The organism is Gordonia oleivorans, assembly GCF_040044975.1.
Taxonomy (GTDB): domain Bacteria; phylum Actinomycetota; class Actinomycetes; order Mycobacteriales; family Mycobacteriaceae; genus Gordonia; species Gordonia oleivorans.
Genome location: NZ_JBDZDI010000012.1, coordinates 67450 through 82763 on the forward strand (window position 1 = coordinate 67450; position 15314 = coordinate 82763).

A 15314-nucleotide genomic window follows, 5' to 3' on the forward strand; every position below is an offset into this window, starting at 1 on the left:
CTCTCCTGCCACTTGATCTCGAGAAAGAATCGCCGTCCACGGTACGCGGCACCCCTACGGCGGCGAGAGGCGCCGTATCATCTTCGACACCGGTATCCGTCCGGGACCCTTCTCGACCGCCACGCCGCGACCTGCGAGGACTGCGATGAACCGGATCACGGTGCGTGTCATCCGATCGGCGGTCGCCGGTGCGATCCTCGCCATGGGCATCGGTCTGGGTGCGTTCAACCCGTGGTGGGCCGCTCTCGTCGTCGGCGTTCCCCTCGTGATCGCCGGGGTGGCCCTCATCCCGCGCGCCACCCGGACATCCGAACTGCCACTGTTCCGACGAGGCGTCACCAAGGACGCCGTACCCATCGAGGTCTCGGCACTGACCCGCAGCACCCTCGCCGCCGGCGACGACCAGCCCACGCTGGTGACCGCACACATCACGCCGCGCCACGACACCGCATACGACGCCCGCTGGATCTCGGCGATGTCGCGCGCGCATTTCGACGCGGTCGCCGCCGACCCGACGACGACGCTGCCACCCGAGCAGTTGCCGAACCGCAGCGGTGCGACCCCGGGCTTCGCGTCGTCACCCGGCACCCGCGCCCTCCTCTACCCGGCGGTGGCCGCGACCATCGGCGCCGCGGTGCTGTTCGGCATCCCGACCGCGGTCTGGGATGTCGACGCCCCGATCGGATCACCGGGATCGCTGTTGCGCCTCGGCGACGAGACGACCCTGGATCAGCGCCGCGACCGCTTGCTGTCGGCCGTCGCCGCGTCCGGACCGGCGGCGTCGACCAACATCTTGTCGCTGACCTTCGCCGACGGCTCGGATCGGGCCGAGATCTACGACCCGGGCACCGGTGAATCCGTCGGATTGTGGGTCGACGGCGACACGGTGCGGCAGAGCCGTTCGACCACGACCCTGCGCAGCGGCAGCACCTTCGACGCGACCGAGGTCGCCGCGACGAACATGACCGCGATCGCCGACGAGATGGAGCGTCGCACCGAGGCGTTCGCCGGCTCGGTGGACTTCTCCGATCTGCGGGTGGCCCGACCGAGACCCGACGACGGCGTGCTGCTCACCGGTACCTTCGAGAATCCCGAGCAGATCACCGATGACCACGTCATCGAGGCCACGCCGCAGGGCAACGTCGCGTCGTATTTCGAGCCGGGCGACTTCACCCACGCGTTTTCGGTGTTGCGTGCCGCCCTCGCCGATGCCGGGATCCCGACCGATGGGCCGGTGTTCACGAGGTGGGAGATCCGCGGCATCGCCGACAACACGCCGATCATGTACGCCGGGCAGATTCAGAACAGCGGCGGCGCGCTGGCCGAGTTCGCCACCGGCACCACCGACGGGCAGGTGTCGGCGGTACCCGGGCGATTCCCCGAATTGACCACGCGCCCTTCGGATTACCGGCCTCCGGGGTTCGCGATGGACGACGTGACCGCGGCGACCTTCGACTCCGTGCGGCGCCAGGCCATGGTCCGCGGCCGGGTCGAACCGGTCGACCGCAACGCCCTCGACATCCAGGCCACCACCGACTTCCGCTCCGACGGGGTGCCGGTGATCCTGGTCGCGATGGGCGATTCCGACGGATCCGAGGGCACCTACACCCTGCGCGGCGAGTTCCTCCGCGCCGGGTATCACTGACCGTGCGACGCCGGCGGCGCCGTCGCCGTCACCCCCGCGGTGGCATCGAGTTCGGCGACGGCGGCCTGCGGCGGGTGCAGGCTCCCACGATCGATCAGGTCACCGACGATGGTGCGGACGCGGGTGTAGGCATCCTGCGCGTCCTCGGTGTTCTCGCCCCGGGCGTGCCGGTACAGGCGCAGCGCGGTGGTCATGTCGTCCTGGTCGGCGGCCCGCAGATACCTCGTCCCGATGCGCCGGCCGTCGCGTTCACAGGTGACCCAGGCGCGACGCAGGCTTTCCACCGCCCGCTGGTAGGCACCCGCGCGGTCGCGTGACCCCGGATACCGTTCGGTGCGCAGCGCATCCGCGTTCTCCAGCGCGAGTTGGAAGTTCTGCACCTGATCCAGGGTGACGTCGGTGACGGCGGGATAGGCGAGCATCATCGCGGGGTCGGTCTCGTAGTTCCCGTAGGCACGGAGCACGTCGTCGTGTCGCCGGGTGGTCTCCTCCCACAGTCGCCGGGCCGCGTCCTCGCTCCCGGCGTCGACGATCCGTGGCCCGGAGATCACCTCGGAATCCGACGGGCTCACCGGCGAGGCCGATTCGGCCGGCGTGAGGCCCCCGTCGGCCATCCGCGACGGGGTTCCGGGCGCCGCCACCCGGAGACGTTCGACGGCGCGGGCGGCCGCCGGGTCACTGTCGGCGACCACCACACTCCACCGCTCGATATCCTCGTGGCCATCCCCGTCGGCGTCGATGCCGGTAGTGAAGATCATTGTCAGGTAACGCATTCCACCGATCAGCAGGTTGCGGCCGCCGATCTCGGTGCGAGTGGCCACCGGCCCGAGCGTCGCCGACACCAGCTGCGACAGTCCACGGCTGGTGACACCGTGCTCCTCGGTTCCGAAGTACACGCTGTCACCGTCGACGCTGAGCAGCACCGCGCCGCGGGGCAGCATCCGGCTCAGCGCGGTCGCGGCCAGCGACACCACCACCAGGCCCGCGGTCACCCCCGCGGTCACGAGGCCCGACGCACCGAGAGCGGGCATCATCACCAACGCCACCAGACCCGCGACGAGCGAGGCCGCGGCACCATAGGAGCAGACCTGATGCACCCCGCGGACGTACTCGGTTCGAGCGGTCACCGACACCATCCTCGCCACCTCCCACCGTGTTCGACCGCCGTCACTGGACTACCGTGTGTCCCGTGAGCACCGAGGACCCGAACGCGCCCATCGATCGGACTCCACCCACCCTAAATTCGGACACGTCGCAGCGAAACCCCACGCATGGTTCGCGAGTGGTCGGCGCGACGCTGACGATGGCGGCGATTCTCGCTATCACGGTGGCCGCGGTGTCGATCGCCATCGCCGTGGGACCGGATGCCGGCGAGGAACCGGCGGCACCGACACCCCCGCCCGCCGGCTCGTCCTACAGCTCGGTGTCGGTGACCGGGAGACCGATTCCCGGCGGCGGTCCGTTGACCGTCGCGTTCCCCGACACCGGCCGGATCGCGCTCGGCGCCGGATGCAACCGACACATCGGTGCCGTCGACTTCGGCCCGGATTCGGTGACCATCGGTCAACTCGCGTCGACGATGATGGCCTGCCCGCCACCCCGAGACGGCGCCGACGCCTGGCTCTCGGACTTCGCCCGCGGCCCGCTGACCTGGCGGCGTGACGAGACCACCCTGACGCTGTCCGGCCCCGACTCCACCGTGGTCCTCACCGAGACAACACCCAACTGACACCACCCACCTGACACCACGCGCCTGAACCGACCCACACGCCGACCCGACCGAACCACCGACAACCCGCTGGCCATCACTTTCCACCAGAGAAGGACTTCATCATGGCTGAACTCTCCCCCGCCGTCGTCACCGTCACCGGCGCGGCCGGCAGCATCGGCTACGCGTCGCTGTTCCGGATCGCCGCCGGAGCGATGCTCGGACACGACCGCCCCGTCCGGCTGCGTCTGCTCGAACTCCCGCAGGCCGTCACCGCCGCCGAGGGCACCGCGATGGAACTCGAGGACGGCGCCTTCCCGTTGTTGCAGTCGGTCGACATCTTCGACGACGCGCGATCGGCCTTCGACGGCGCACAGTTCGGGCTGCTCATCGGCGCCAAGCCACGCTCGAAGGGCATGGAGCGAGCCGATCTCCTGGCCGCGAACTCGGCGATCTTCGCCGAGCAGGGCAAGGTGATCAATGAGGTTGCAGCACAAGACATCCGCATCATCGTCGTCGGAAATCCGGCCAACACCAACGCCGCCGTCGCCGCGGCGCACGCCCCGGATGTCCCCGCCGAACGGTTCACCGCCCTGACCCGACTGGACCACAACCGTGCCATCGCCCAACTCGCGCGGCACACCGGTGCCCCGGTGCGTGAGATCAGCCGGGTCTCGATCTGGGGCAATCACTCCGCCACCCAGTACCCCGACATCTTCCATGCCCAGGTGGGTGACGTGTCGGGTGCACAGGTCGCCGAGGACGAACGGTGGCTGGTCGACGAGTTCATCCCGACCGTCGCCAAACGCGGTACCGCCATCATCGAGGCGCGGGGTGCGTCGTCGGCGGCCTCGGCCGCCAACGCCACCATCGATCACGTCCACGACTGGGTCCTGGGAACACCGGACGGCGACTGGACATCGGCCGCGCTGCCGTCCACGGGCGCCTACGGCATCCCGGAGGGCATCGTGAGTTCGGTTCCGGTGCGGGCGGTCGACGGTCGGTGGGAAGTGGTGGAAGGGTTGGAGATCAACGACTTCTCTCGTGCCCGGATCGACGCCTCGGTGGCCGAGTTGCAGTCCGAGCTCGACGCGGTGGCCGCGCTGTCGTCGTAGCCGTGGCCACACCCGTCCGAGTGTGACGGGCACGTCGCGCCGTCCCGCACCCACAGAACCCGCGCGCGGCTTATCCTGTCCCCCATGGCAAAGAAGGAGAAGTCGGACAAGACGAAGATCTCCAACAAGGTCTATGAGGCCGAGTTGTTCCGCCTGCAGACCGAGTTGGTGAAGCTCCAGGAGTGGGTCCGCGAGTCCGGCTCGCGCGTGGTGGTCATCTTCGAGGGCCGCGACGCGGCGGGTAAGGGTGGCACCATCAAGCGCATCACCGAGTATCTGAGTCCCCGCGTGGCGCGGGTGGCGGCGCTGCCCGCGCCCACCGATCGGGAACGGGGACAGTGGTACTACCAGCGATACGTGGCCCACCTCCCGGCCCCCGGTGAGATCGTCCTGTTCGATCGGTCCTGGTACAACCGCGCCGGCGTCGAGAAGGTGATGGGGTTCTGCACCCCGGAGGAGCACACCCGGTTCCTGCGCCAGACCCCGATCTTCGAGCAGATGCTGATCGACGACGGAATCCTGTTGCGCAAGTACTGGTTCTCGGTATCCGACGAGGAGCAGTTGCGTCGATTCCGCGGCCGGATGAACGACCCGGTACGGCAGTGGAAGCTGAGTCCGATGGATCTCGAATCGGTCTACCGGTGGGAGGACTACTCGCGGGCCAAGGACGAGATGATGGTCCACACCGACACCTCGATGAGCCCCTGGTACGTGGTCGAGTCCGACGTCAAGAAACACGCACGGCTGAACATGATGTCGCATCTGCTCTCGACCATCGACTATCACGAGGTTCCGCTGCCCAAGGTGTCGCTACCCAAGAAACCGATCGAGACCGGCAATTATCACCGGCCACCGCGATCGCTGTCGAAGTACGTGCCCAACCATGTCTCGACTCTGATGGGCGATGTCTGAGCCGAGAATGTGGATCGGGTTCGCGGAGTTCGACTATCTCCTCGGCGACGTCGGCTCTCTCAAGCACAAACGGTCGGTGATCCGACCCATCATCGCCGAGATCCGGCAGCGCTTCTCGGTGTCGGTCGCCGAGGTGGATCATCGAGATGTCCATCGCCGCACCGTGATCGGCGTGTCGGTGGTGTCCGGCGACCACGCACACGCGGTGGAAGTCCTCGCGGCGGTGGAGCGTTATGCGGCCGCGCGACCCGACGTCCAGTTGCTGTCGGCGCGCATCCGGGTGATCCGCTCCGACGACGTCGAGTGACCCGCCGAATGCCGCTACGTGCGGTTCAGTCGGGCGAGCGCTCGAGGATTCCGGCCTCGACGGCGACCTCCCGATACGCCCGCGCGAGCGAGTCGACGGTTTCGTGGGCGTTGAGTCCGCTCGGATTGGGAACCACCCAGACCGCAGCTCCGTCCCAGTCCGACGGTTGTCTGCCGAGCCGCGCATGTCGGTCACCGAAGGCGTCGCGGTATGCGGTGATGCCGGCGACGGCCACCACCCGGGGCCGGATGCGACGCACCCGATCCCGCAGCGCCGCACCGCCGCTGCGGAGTTCGGCGCGCGTCAACTCCGCGGCGGTGGCGGTCGCCCGCGCCACGACGTTCGTGATACCGATACCGCGGCCGAGCAGCTGCGCCGCGTCGTCGGGGCTCATACCGTCGGACGCGTCGATGACGTGGTCGACGATCCCCGCCCGGGCCAGTGCCGGGAAGAAGCGGTTACCGGGCCGCGCGAAATGCGCACCGGTCGCCGCACTCCAGAGCCCGGGGTTGATCCCGACGAACAGCAACCGGCAGCCCGGGCCGATCAGGTCGTCGATCTCGACACCGCGGTAGGCGAGCAATTCGGATCTGGTGTAGCCCACACACCGACGGTAGCCGGGTGCTTGGATGACAGCATGGTCGCCGACCCAAATGCCGCTCGCCGGGTGCTCGTCGTGGACGCCGCCAATGTGGTGGGGTCGGTGCCCGACGGCTGGTGGCGGGATCGGCGCGGTGCCACCGAGCGTCTGCGCGACGCGCTGGAACCGGTGGCCGTGACCGGACTCGCAGGACTGGCGGGCCCACTCCACGTCGTGCTGGTGGCCGAGGGCCGCGCACGAGGCGTCCACCCGACCGAGGGCGTGGAGGTGATCGATGCGTCGGGATCCGGTGACGACGCCATCGTCGACGTGGTGCGTGGCAATCCCGACGCGGCCGTCACCGTTGTCACCGCGGATCGCGAATTACGCAGGCGAGTAGGCGAATTGGGAGCCTCGGTCCTCGGTCCCTCGGCGGTGCCCCGCTGAAATCGGACACATCGGCCCACGGCGGATGTCTACAGTGGGAAGCACGCCACACACGGACGACCGACGAAGGACGGACACGACATGGCCCGATACGAACTCCCCACCCTCGCGACGCTGCGCGAACTCGGCACGGACCGAGACCATGCGATCACCATCTACGCGGAGACATCCCCGGCGCCCGACGGTCGTGACGGCAGCTATCTGACGGCGAAAAGTGCGTTCGATCGCGCGGTCCGGACACTGCGCGACGACGGAATTCGCCATGCCGCCGAGGAATCCCTGCGTGACCAGTGGGAGAAGGTGCGTACCGATGAGGCGTGGTCGCGACTTTCCCGGTCGGTGGCGATCTTCCTCACACCCGACACCTGGGAGTTGTTCGTCCTGCCCAATCATCTCGAGAACCAGATGCAGGTGGGCTCCCGCTTCGACCTCGGTCAACTGGTCCGCGCGGTGGTGTCGCCGCAGTCGGCTTACGCGCTGACCCTCTCGGCCAACGGGTGGAACCTGTGGGAGGCCACCGCCACCACGGTCGCCACCGAAATGGAACTGACCGGCGACTACGGTACCGACGCCGCCGACGCCACTCATCGCGCCACGATTCGCGACCGTGGACACGTGCGTCGCCTGGTCGGCGACGAGGGCAAGAAGGTGTTACTCGATCAGTATGCGCGGCGGGTCGCCGACGCCGTGAAAACCGAACTCGCCCAGCGGGATCCCGGACGCACCCAGCCGCTGTTCCTCTTCGCGACCGACCCGTTGCTCGATCTGTATCGCAACGCCGAGAGCGCGCGGAATGTGATCGCCGTTCCCGGTGCACCCGACGAACTCCGCGCCGATCAGGTCGACACGGCGATCCGCGCACAGCTACCCGATCTCAACGCGGCCACGAACAATGCACTGCTCGAACGGATCTCGGACGGCACGTCGGCTGGTCTGGTGGCCACCGACCTCGACGACATCAGCCGGGCCGCGTCGAACGGCGCCGTGGCCACCCTCGTCTACGACTTCACCGTCGACGTGCTCGGCTCCGTCGATCCCACCACCGGCGCCCTCACGCGTGCGGAGAACGGATACGACGTGCTGTCCTCCATCGTGATCACCGTCCTCGATCGCGGAGGTGAGGTCGTCGCCGTGCGCGACGCGGAGATCACGAACTCCCTGTGGAACGGCGTCGCCGTTGCCGCGCTCCGTTATCCGCTCTCCTGAGAGGAATTCGATGGCGTCCACCGTCGCTGACAATCTGGTCGAGACCATCAAGGGCTCCGGGGTGACTCGGGTCTACGGAATCCCCGGCGACTCGCTCAACGGTTTCACCGACGCGCTGCGCCGTGACGGCTCGATCGACTGGGTCCACGTCCGCCACGAGGGGGCGGCCGCTTTCGCGGCCTCCGCCGATGCCGCGCTCACCGGTGAGCTCGCGGTCTGCGCCGGCAGTTGCGGGCCGGGCAATCTCCACCTGATCAACGGACTCTACGACGCGCACCGGTCGCGAGTACCGGTGCTCGCGATCGCCGCGCACATCCCGGCACCGGAGATCGGCAGCGGCTACTTCCAGGAAACCCACCCGGAGCGACTGTTCGCCGAATGCAGTTCGTTCTGTGAGATGGTGTCGACGCCCGAGCAGATGCCTCGACTGCTCGACATCGCGTTGCGCACCGCCGTCGAGACCCGCGGTGTCGCCGTGCTGATCGTGCCAGGCGAGATCTTTCTGGCCAAGTCGTCAGGACGCCGGTCCGGTTCCCCGATCCGCGCCATTCCCACCGTTGTCACCCCACCCGAGAACGAACTACGCAGGGTCGCAGGACTTCTCGATCAATCCGAGCGGGTGACGATCCTCGCCGGCGCCGGGGTGGCGGGGGCCCACACCGCTCTGCTGGATTTTGCCCGGACCCTGCAGGCGCCGATCGTGCATGCGTTGCGCGGCAAGGAGTTCGTCGAGTACGACAATCCCTTCGACGTCGGGATGACCGGGTTGCTCGGCTTCTCCTCGGGGTACCGTGCGATCGAGCGATGCGACACCCTGGTGATGCTGGGCACCGACTTCCCCTATCAGCAGTTCTATCCGTCCGAGGCCACCATCATCCAGCTCGATGTGCGGGGTGAGAAGATCGGCCGACGGACCCCCGTCGACGTCCCTCTCGTCGGCACCGTCGCCGACACACTGCCCGCGTTGACTGCCCTGTTGAGCGGCGCCCGATCGTCCGACCACCTGCAGGCGGCACGCGATCACTACCGCAAAACCCGTGCAGCACTGGATGACCTGGCCGTCGATGATGGCAAGACACCGATCCACCCGCAGTACCTGACCACGTTGCTCAGCCGCCACGCGGCGAACGATGCGGTGTTCATCCCCGACGTCGGGTCACCGGTGGTCTGGGCGGCGCGCTACCTGCAGATGAACGGTTCGCGTCGGCTGATCGGTTCGTTCACGCACGGTTCGATGGCCAACGCCCTCTCGCAGGCCATCGGTGCCCAGGCCGCGTTCCCGGGGCGGCAGGTGATCGCGCTCGCCGGCGACGGCGGCCTGACCATGCTCTTGGGCGAGTTGATCACCCTGACCCAGAACCGGTTGCCGGTCAAGGTCGTCGTCTTCGACAACTCGTCACTGAACTTCGTCGAGGTCGAGATGAAGGCCGCCGGATTCGTCAACTACGGAACCGATTTGGAGAACCCGGATTTCGCTGCGATGGCGACATCGATGGGAATCTTCGGACGACGGGTCGAGCAACCCGGCGATCTCGAGGCCGCCGTCGAGGAGTTCCTCGCCCACGACGGACCGGCCGTACTGAACGTGGCCACCGCGCGTCAGGAACTGTCGATTCCGCCGACGGTCACCGCGGCCCAGGCGAAGGGATTCACTCTGTATGCCATCCGTACCGTGCTGTCCGGCCGGGGCGACGAACTCGTCGACCTCGCCGAAACCAACCTGTTCCGGCGGCTATTCGACTGACGGCGCTATTTCGGCACCTTCGACAGATCGCTCTGGACCAGCATGACGTTGTAGTCGCTCCACCGGGATGCGTTGAAGTACAGTTCTTTTCCCGTACCCTTCAAGGCCGGCGATTGGGGCAGCATCATCGGCCCATACAGCACCACCGCGCCCGGCTCCACCAGGGTGAAGGCCGAACTCCATGGCCCTTCGGGCTTGTCGGCGGTGCGAATCCGAATGCCGTTGTCCCCGTCGAGCATGATGTATTTGTTCAGGTAGGGACTCCACGACACCGAGACCTCGGTGACCGGCGGCGGCACGATCTGCGACGTGCCTTCGGGGATCTCGCGGATCGTGTCCACCCATACGTCGCCAGTGCCCGTCCAGTACTGATACTTGTCCAGGTCGAGAATGTCGTCGGGATGGAACCGTGCCAGGAACGCGGCGCCGAAACGGCCGTTCGGCGTGCCCAATTGGTACACCCATTCGCTGTCGGCTCCATGGCCGCGGAAGTATGCGTTCTGCTGGAACTTGCCGTTGTTGGTATCCAGTGGCCGCCAGCCTTCAGGCAACTCGAAGTCGACCGGCGCGTTGATCAGGATGGTGTCCGTGTCGGTGGTCCACGTCTGACCGTTGTCATCGGAGTAGGCGATCGCCGAGAAGTTGGTCACCCAATTCCCGGCCGAGCCCCACGACCGCACCGACATGTAGTTCATGTACTGCCGGAAACCGGGGCCATCGGGTCTCGGCAGCGAGATGGCCGCGGTGGGGATCGTGGTCACCTCGACGCCCTGGAAGCCGACTGCCGAGATCAGCTGCTGGGCGTAGGTCGGCCGGTCGGCGGTCACCACACTGCCCGACGTCGTGGAAGTCGGGTCCGCGTCGGGCACAGTGATCCCGTCCGTCAGGTTCTTGTCGTCGGTGCGCAGCAACACATTGTGCCGCCACTGCTGACCGCTGACCGAGCAGTCGCCGAACGTGTCGCCGAAGGCCATCAGGGTCTGTCCGTAGCCGTTGTCCCAGCTGACCCCGAGATCGGTGCCCGAAATCGTGAAGCGGCTGAATGTCAGGTTCGGACTGCGGGGGCCGGTGACCCAGGCAACGGTGCGTGAGACATTTGTGGCATATATCGGCAACGCACCCTGCGGACCGGTGCTGGGATTCGACGAACTCCCCGACCCCAGGCCCCCCAGTGAACCCAGGTCCAACGATCCACTGGATCCACTCGACCCGGAGGACGCGTTGCCACACGGGGATGCAGCGGCGGTCCCGGTGCCCAGCAGTGACGCGCCGACCATCGTGGCGGACACGGTCAGCGCACACGCCATCACCCGAGTGGGCCTGATCCGCCGTCGAGTCATCCGGTGTCGTCTCCCAGCCCCGACACAGCGGTAGGCCGTGACGGAAGTGATTGATGTTACTGGTGTGACATCAGATCAGATGGAGAACACCAGCCCCGGTCGACGCGGTCACGATTGTGTCTCAGCTTGGAACCAGCTGTGACGGTGCTGCTCACTCGGCCCGCGAGAACTCCGACGCCCGGGCCACCTGTTCGGCCGTCAACGCGACCCCGGTGTACTTCTCGAATTGGGCCGCGGCCTGCAGCGCGATCACCTCGGCACCGGTGATCACTGCCTTGCCGGCTGCGCGTGCGGCGGCGATCAGCGGAGTCTCGGACGGAAAGGCCACCACGTCGAAGACAACCCGCGCGGCTTCGATGACGTCGCCGTCGAAGGCTTGCACCTCCGCGTCGGCACCCCGCATACCCAGTGGCGTGACGTTGACGACGATGTCGGGTCCGGCGACTGGTGCCGGGATGTACCGGTAGCCGTACTTGTCCGCGAGGGCACTGCCTGCGACCTCGTTGCGGGCGGCGACGGTGACATCGGCGAATCCGGCGTTGCGGAATGCTCCGGTCACTGCTTTGGCCATGCCACCGGAACCCTGAACCAGAACCGATGCGTCGGAATCGAGTTCGTGGTCCACGATGAGCGCGGCAATCGCCTCCACATCGGTGTTCGACGCCGACAGGCGCCCGCCGTCGTTGACGATCGTGTTGACCGACTCGATGACCGATGCCGATTCCGCGATGTCGTCGACGAGCGGGATCACGGCCTCTTTGAACGGCATCGACACCGAACACCCGCGGATGCCCAACGCGCGGACCCCGGTGATCGCGCCGGCGATGTCGTCGGTGGTGAACGCCTTGTAGATGTAGTTCAGCCCCAACTCGTCGTACAGGTAGTTGTGGAACCGGGTGCCGATGTTGGACGGCCGCCCGGCCAGGGAGATGCACAGCGTCATGTCCTTGTTCAGGATTGGCACCGACTCAGGCTATCCCAGGAGCGCCGGCGGAAGTCGTGTCCGCCGGGCCGAGCTTGTCCGCCGGGCCGAGCTTGTCGAGGTCGAGGTCCCGTCCCGGTGGTCGAGCCGACCCATTCCGGTGGTCGAGCCGACCGGAGCGCCAGCCGCCGCGTTGAGCCCCGTCGAAACGGAGGTCGTGTCGAGGCCTCGTAAGGCAAGGCTGGAACTCCCCACGGCCACAACATTTCTGTGGCCGTGCGGCCCGGCCAGTACCGGAGGGCGCGCTGGTTCAGGAGGTGTCGAGCCGGTAGTGGAGCCGGGCGGCCAGGACACGTTCGATCCGGCTGTTACGAGGATTCATGCCGATGGCGGCCAGCTCATCAAGCTCACGTTCGATGTTGACGCGGCTGATACGGAATCCGCCATCACGGATGCGACGTTCGCGTGCTTGTTCTTCGGTGGTCTTGTCGCGGAGGCTGATGCGGGTGTGTGAGGCACGTTCGAGCCCGGCAGCGGTGGCAGGGTCGGCAGGATCGCCGGTGATCGGAACACCGTCCCCGTCGAAGACGACCAGGTCGATGTCCCCGGTGTCGGTGACACCAGGTTCGTCGGGCTGCGCATCGCCCGTGGCGTCGGGCCCATCCCACTGGTCGGGCGGTCGAGGCTCGACGGGATCGGATTGAGCTGCGCCCGACTCATGTTCGTCGACACCTGGGTCAGGCTGCTCAGCGACGCCGGACTCGTGATCGGCGTCCTGGTCGACGCTGTCTGCGATATCGATGCTGTCGTCGTTGGTCGAGGAGTCGGCGTCCGGAGCCTGATCGTCCCTCGAAACCCCACGATCGGAAGGGGTTTCGGCCTCGACGGTCGGTGCCGCGTCCTGGTGATCGCTGTCAGAGTTGGGAGCGGCCGGTTCGTCGATGTGGTTGTCGACCGACTCGGACTCACCCTCCACGTCAGCGACTTCGACATCCACCGCTTCGGCAACGGCGGTGTCGGCATCGAGCACATCGGCGTCACTCACCTCGCTGTGTGCGGGTTCGCTTGCGCCGGCACCACTGTCGGTATCGGTGTCACTGTCGGTATCGGTGCCGCTGCTGCTGTGGTCACGGTGGATCTGATCGCGGATCTGGTCGAGCTTCTGCTCGTAGAGGGCGGTGATATCGGGGCGGTCGTTGACGATCTTCGGGTTTTCCGGCATGCCAGGTGCGGCGTTGAGTTGCCACCAACACCGACCGGCGAGCGGGCCGTCTTCGTAGATGCCGGTGGTGTACTGCCCGGGGTTGGGGCCGACCATCCGGTTGTGCGGCCCGCACGCCGGCGCCAAATCGGAGATGTCGGTTTTCCCGCCATCGGCCCAGTCCTCTTTGGCGTGATGCATCTCCGAATGCGAGGCGGGTTGCCCGCAGCCGGGGAAGGAGCACACTTCGCCACCGGTGCGGGAGAACGACGCGATCCGCTGCTCGGTCGACGCCAGGCGGCGGGACCGTCCGAGATACAGGGGCAGGTCGATGGCGTCGGAGAACACCGCCAGGAACTGCTGCACATCGGTGGGATCTTCGATGTCTCCCAACGCACTGAGCAAATCCGGAATGGGAATGGTCGAACCTGAAGCGGTGGTGGCGTATCCGGCGCCGGCCAGTAGATCCGTCACGAACGCTTTCGCGATCAACGCGACCGGCAGGCCTCGGTGGGTTTTGCCGAGGACGCCTTCTTTCATCGCCGACACCAACAACACGTGCATCGCATCAAGATTGCGTTGGGCTTGGCTGCGGTCGTCGCGTTTGACCGCGGCCGCGAGTTGGTCGGGGTCGGCGTCACCAATAGCACCGGTCGGAGATTCCGGATCGTGAAGATTATTCATTCCAGGTTTGGCCCACGCATCCAACATGGTGTCCCACAGAGCCCGGGTCACCGGCGGCAGGTGCCCGTTGAGTTTCGCCATCCCATCGACCCGGGACTGGTTGATCCACAGATTACGGCGCTGTTGGCGTTCCTTCTCCTCCACCAACTGCCCGTCAGGGTCGAGGTGCGCCAAGATCCGGGCACCCATCTTGGTGATGTCGGCGGGGATGTGTTCGGTGGCTTTCTCACCCAAAGTGGCTTCGGCTGCGGCCTTCTTGTCATGCGGGACGGCGCCCGGGATCTTGTCCAGGGCTTCCAACGCCGCCGACAGGTGGGTGTGACCGATCAAGCCCTGCTCATACGCGGTCGACAGGGTCGGGTATTTCGGTTCTTCGGGTTGTCCGGTCAGTCCGTGGAAGCGGGCGGTGGCTTTCATGTGCGCGATGCGCATGGTGGGTTGCGCGATCCGCAGATCGAAGTTCAGAAAGTTCGACAGGCTGACTTTGCCGACCTTGCGGTGCACACTGCGATCAGAGATTTCCAGGATCGCCCGGTCACCTTGGAAGTGGGTGCGCATGGCGATCTGTTCGGACAGTTTCGCTGCTTCGATGACTTCGGTGTCCGAGCAGGCGGTCATCGGAGTCTGGGCCAACTCGTCGAGCAACGCGTTGATCTGGTGCATCAGCTGCAGTGGTTGCGACATGGGAGTGTCGGTGGTGTCTGCCATGCTGATGTCACCTCCCCCGAGAAGGCCGTTGTGGCGTATGTGTTCTATTATAGCCACTTTTTACAAGACTCGCAAGTGTTTTCTATCCACAGGATGTGCATAGGTCAGTGTGGTTGGGGTGGTTGGGTTTTCGCGTCGGCTTGCGTGGTCTCGACACGGGCTCCGCTAGCGCTCCGCCCGGCTCGACCAACGAATTAGGGGCACGACCGACCGGATTGGGACACGACCGACCGGAGTGGGGGCGCTCGACCAGCGGGATTGGGGCACGACCAGCTGGATGTGGGTCTCGCTATCGCGCCGGCAAGCCCGACCGGCCGGCGACCGCCAACGCGGGCTATCGTCGGCCGGCTTGCCCGCCCGTCGGCGGGTCAGCGCGACCGGAGGAGCGGGAGGACGTGGTCACGCAGCAGCGGCGCGAGCGGTGTCTCGCGGTCGACGGGATCGACGGTCAGCCAACGCACTTCGGCGATCTCGGCACCCGGCTCAGCGTCCGGGATCGCCGGATGGGAGAAGAGACTCGCGCGCACCGCGTAGCCTGCCTCGTTGGCAGCGGCAGCGGTGAACTCGCCGAGTGCGGTGAGTTCCTCGGCGTCGAGCCAGACCCCGATCTCCTCACCGCACTCGCGGACGGCGGTCTGCCGAGGCGTTTCGCCTGGTTCCGGTTTGCCGCCGGGCAGCATGAACAATGTGCTGCCCGCCTTGCGCACCGTCAGCAACGCGCCTGCGGCGTCACGGAGCACCACGGCACTGACGACGATCACCTGGTCGTCGTCAACCGGCTCGGCGGGCATCAGA

General features: G+C 66.8%; 14 protein-coding genes. 8 read left to right on the plus strand and 6 right to left on the minus strand.

Annotation, left to right across the window (positions count from 1 at the left end; all coding sequences use genetic code 11):
• Positions 1 to 145: 145 nt before the first annotated feature.
• A complete protein-coding gene (locus ABLE92_RS16875; protein WP_348805899.1) occupies positions 146 to 1645 on the plus strand; it encodes a hypothetical protein in 1500 nt (499 codons plus the stop codon).
• Here the strand turns inward: ABLE92_RS16875 and ABLE92_RS16880 are convergent.
• Positions 1639 to 2781 carry a hypothetical protein gene (locus tag ABLE92_RS16880; RefSeq protein ID WP_348805900.1) on the minus strand — a complete coding sequence of 381 codons (1143 nt, stop codon included), beginning with the start codon at positions 2779 to 2781 and terminating at the stop codon, positions 1639 to 1641. The two genes, ABLE92_RS16875 and ABLE92_RS16880, sit on opposite strands and share 7 nt — an antisense overlap.
• A 53-nt stretch (positions 2782 to 2834) precedes the next feature.
• On the opposite strand from ABLE92_RS16880, the gene ABLE92_RS16885 reads away from it, so the two are divergent.
• From ABLE92_RS16885 to ABLE92_RS16900, 4 genes are all read left to right on the plus strand, one after another.
• Positions 2835 to 3374, plus strand: coding sequence for an META domain-containing protein (locus ABLE92_RS16885; protein WP_348805901.1), 540 nt, complete (start codon positions 2835 to 2837; stop codon positions 3372 to 3374).
• Between the two features lie 104 nt (positions 3375 to 3478).
• Complete coding sequence (locus ABLE92_RS16890; protein ID WP_348805902.1) at positions 3479 to 4468, plus strand: malate dehydrogenase; 990 nt, start codon at positions 3479 to 3481, stop codon at positions 4466 to 4468.
• 84 nt (positions 4469 to 4552) lie between these two features.
• Complete coding sequence (gene ppk2, locus ABLE92_RS16895; protein WP_348805903.1) at positions 4553 to 5380, plus strand: polyphosphate kinase 2; 828 nt, start codon at positions 4553 to 4555, stop codon at positions 5378 to 5380.
• Positions 5381 to 5387: 7 nt separating this feature from the next.
• The gene (locus ABLE92_RS16900) at positions 5388 to 5687 is read left to right on the plus strand and encodes a DUF503 domain-containing protein (protein ID WP_348805953.1); all 300 of its coding nucleotides are present in this window, start codon (positions 5388 to 5390) and stop codon (positions 5685 to 5687) included.
• A 25-nt stretch (positions 5688 to 5712) separates the two neighbouring features.
• Here the strand turns inward: ABLE92_RS16900 and mug are convergent, their stop codons facing one another.
• Entirely contained in the window at positions 5713 to 6291 is a 579-nt protein-coding gene (gene mug, locus ABLE92_RS16905; protein ID WP_348805904.1) for a G/U mismatch-specific DNA glycosylase, read from the minus strand.
• 33 nt (positions 6292 to 6324) lie between these two features.
• On the opposite strand from mug, the gene ABLE92_RS16910 reads away from it, so the two are divergent.
• From ABLE92_RS16910 to poxB, 3 genes are all read left to right on the plus strand, one after another.
• On the plus strand, positions 6325 to 6714 hold the full coding sequence (locus ABLE92_RS16910) for a hypothetical protein (RefSeq protein ID WP_348805905.1): 390 nt from the start codon (positions 6325 to 6327) through the stop codon (positions 6712 to 6714).
• An 81-nt stretch (positions 6715 to 6795) separates the two neighbouring features.
• Complete coding sequence (locus ABLE92_RS16915) at positions 6796 to 7920, plus strand: baeRF11 domain-containing protein (RefSeq protein ID WP_348805906.1); 1125 nt, start codon at positions 6796 to 6798, stop codon at positions 7918 to 7920.
• Positions 7921 to 7930: 10 nt separating this feature from the next.
• Complete coding sequence (gene poxB / locus ABLE92_RS16920) at positions 7931 to 9664, plus strand: ubiquinone-dependent pyruvate dehydrogenase (RefSeq protein WP_348805907.1); 1734 nt, start codon at positions 7931 to 7933, stop codon at positions 9662 to 9664.
• A gap of 5 nt (positions 9665 to 9669) precedes the next feature.
• Here poxB and ABLE92_RS16925 read toward each other — a convergent pair whose 3' ends face one another.
• The 4 genes from ABLE92_RS16925 to ABLE92_RS16940 form a co-directional block, all read right to left on the minus strand.
• Positions 9670 to 11004, minus strand: a complete 1335-nt coding sequence (locus tag ABLE92_RS16925) for a glycoside hydrolase family 183 protein (RefSeq protein ID WP_425476240.1) — start codon at positions 11002 to 11004, stop codon at positions 9670 to 9672.
• Between the two features lie 151 nt (positions 11005 to 11155).
• On the minus strand, positions 11156 to 11968 hold the full coding sequence (locus ABLE92_RS16930) for a shikimate 5-dehydrogenase (RefSeq protein WP_348805909.1): 813 nt from the start codon (positions 11966 to 11968) through the stop codon (positions 11156 to 11158).
• Between the two features lie 268 nt (positions 11969 to 12236).
• Positions 12237 to 14519, minus strand: coding sequence for an HNH endonuclease signature motif containing protein (locus ABLE92_RS16935; protein WP_348805910.1), 2283 nt, complete (start codon positions 14517 to 14519; stop codon positions 12237 to 12239).
• A 368-nt stretch (positions 14520 to 14887) separates the two neighbouring features.
• On the minus strand, positions 14888 to 15310 hold the full coding sequence (locus tag ABLE92_RS16940; protein ID WP_348805911.1) for an NUDIX hydrolase: 423 nt from the start codon (positions 15308 to 15310) through the stop codon (positions 14888 to 14890).
• Between the last annotated feature and the right edge of the window lie 4 nt (positions 15311 to 15314).

Bases quoted from the DNA above. Each gene is read 5' to 3' on its own strand.
- ABLE92_RS16940 (WP_348805911.1), bottom strand. From the start codon at position 15,310: ATGCCCGCCGAGCCGGTTGACGACGACCAGGTGATCGTCGTCAGTGCC.
- ABLE92_RS16915 (WP_348805906.1), top strand. From the start codon at position 6,796: ATGGCCCGATACGAACTCCCCACCCTCGCGACGCTGCGCGAACTCGGC.
- ABLE92_RS16890 (WP_348805902.1), top strand. From the start codon at position 3,479: ATGGCTGAACTCTCCCCCGCCGTCGTCACCGTCACCGGCGCGGCCGGC.
- ppk2 (WP_348805903.1), top strand. From the start codon at position 4,553: ATGGCAAAGAAGGAGAAGTCGGACAAGACGAAGATCTCCAACAAGGTC.
- poxB (WP_348805907.1), top strand. From the start codon at position 7,931: ATGGCGTCCACCGTCGCTGACAATCTGGTCGAGACCATCAAGGGCTCC.
- ABLE92_RS16925 (WP_425476240.1), bottom strand. From the start codon at position 11,004: ATGACTCGACGGCGGATCAGGCCCACTCGGGTGATGGCGTGTGCGCTG.
- ABLE92_RS16875 (WP_348805899.1), top strand. From the start codon at position 146: ATGAACCGGATCACGGTGCGTGTCATCCGATCGGCGGTCGCCGGTGCG.
- ABLE92_RS16935 (WP_348805910.1), bottom strand. From the start codon at position 14,519: ATGGCAGACACCACCGACACTCCCATGTCGCAACCACTGCAGCTGATG.
- ABLE92_RS16880 (WP_348805900.1), bottom strand. From the start codon at position 2,781: ATGGTGTCGGTGACCGCTCGAACCGAGTACGTCCGCGGGGTGCATCAG.
- ABLE92_RS16900 (WP_348805953.1), top strand. From the start codon at position 5,388: ATGTGGATCGGGTTCGCGGAGTTCGACTATCTCCTCGGCGACGTCGGC.
- ABLE92_RS16910 (WP_348805905.1), top strand. From the start codon at position 6,325: ATGGTCGCCGACCCAAATGCCGCTCGCCGGGTGCTCGTCGTGGACGCC.